Origin of the sequence: Pseudomonas sp. Larv2_ips, assembly GCF_963879675.1 — a bacterium.
In the GTDB taxonomy this organism is placed as follows: Bacteria; Pseudomonadota; Gammaproteobacteria; order Pseudomonadales; family Pseudomonadaceae; genus Aquipseudomonas.
The window spans coordinates 1-310 of the sequence record NZ_CAWOAW010000025.1 but is presented as its reverse complement, the minus strand read 5'-3'; the positions used below and the strand labels follow the sequence as shown (position 1 = coordinate 310).

At 57.7% G+C, this 310-nt stretch carries 1 protein-coding gene; it reads right to left on the bottom strand.

The window, feature by feature from the left end; genetic code table 11:
* Positions 1–310, bottom strand: a 310-nt coding sequence (locus tag AACV02_RS16875; protein ID WP_157986781.1) for an immunoglobulin-like domain-containing protein, incomplete at both ends; no start/stop codon positions are given.

Sequence of the window (310 nt, the reverse complement as noted above, 5' to 3'; positions counted from 1 at the left end):
CGTGACCGTCACAGCGGTTTGCGCTGGGTTGGTCAGCGTGGCGGTGTAAGTGATGTTGCCGCCTTCAACGACCGATGGATCTGCCGTCAACGTGACAGTGGTGTTATCGATCGAGTCGGTGATGGTGGTGGTCGCTGGCGTAGGGTTGGTTGCCAGGTTCTCGAAGTTGCCGCCAGTGGCGTTGGTGATCGTTGTGTTGACGGTCGAACCGTTGTTGTAGACGTCGTTAGCTGGCGTTTCAAACACCACCGAGCCCGCAGATTTACCCGCTTCGATAACGATGGTCTGGCCATTGCTCAGCGTCACGGTG